The following is a 1,075-nucleotide window of genomic DNA, read 5'->3' on the forward strand; positions in this document are numbered from 1 at the left end:
TCACGTACGGTCACGGTATAGGTTCCCGGAGCGGATACGGTAAATATGCCGCTGCTCTGGAATCCGTTCCCGATGCTGTATTTTAATGGGGCCACACCTGTACCTGTTGCGGTAAAGGTATATGAGTTCCCATTGGAGGTACACTGGTCGTCTGCGTAAACAGGCAGGCTAACTGTAGGCATGGGATCTGCGGCAATGGCCACATCGATCTTATAGGTACAGTCCATGGCATCCTTCACCCAAACGTCCCAATTGATGTTGGTGGCAGGGTCAAGGATTGCACTCGCACTAGCGTTATAATCACCGGCTACAGGTGAAGCCCCGTCCTGTACAAAGGCATAGGTATACCCTCCGTTCCCGCCACTGGCGGTGATGGTCACCTGGGCGCCGATGTTACAGTTTGCGTTGATATTCTTGGTCACTATCATGTTTAGGTCCGCAGCTGGGGACCCAATGGTCACCGTATTGGAGGTATCGTCACAGAAAGGGGTATCGGTAGCGGTAATTACCACATAGAAGTTACCTGCGGGCAATCCTAAAATGGTTCTTGGGTTGGCGGAGGTGTTCGAACCTATAACTGCAGTAACGCTTGCCCCACTGCTGTCAAAGACCTGGTAGTCGTAATCGCCAAGGTAGTTGTTGACCTGGATCTGCAGTCGACCATCGGAGTCCCCATAACAGGTCACGGGCGTCATGGCCGTTGCCACGACATCTATAGTGTCGTAAGGAGCAACAGTATATGGTGCTGTGGTGAAATAGCATCCGGTCACATTATCGGTCACCCTAAAGGTATAGTCCCCAGGCGCGGTCAATGTAAAGTCGGCCATATAGGCGGCTGCTCCCGGAGTCTGTAGTGCGGCACTTCCCGTAGGCAAAAGTTCAAAGGTAAAGTCGCCCGAACCTCCCGTTACGCTCACTCTTGCCTCCTCGCCATTGGTACAGGTAATGGCGGTCTGTTGACTTACATTAACTGCTGTTATAGTGGGCAATGGGTTTATGGTTACCGTATCGGTATCTGTACATCCGTTGCTATCCCTTACGGTCACTGTAAAGTTTTGTACGGCACCGGTATCGT

Annotated in this window: 1 pseudogene; it reads right to left on the reverse strand. The window is 51.8% G+C overall.

Annotated features, from left to right (window positions below):
- Window positions 1–1,075 (reverse strand): annotated as a pseudogene (locus CWD90_RS22940) (hypothetical protein); the annotation flags it as partial.

The sequence above is a fragment of the Arenibacter catalasegens genome (assembly GCF_002909235.1).
GTDB lineage: Bacteria > Bacteroidota > Bacteroidia > Flavobacteriales > Flavobacteriaceae > Arenibacter > Arenibacter catalasegens.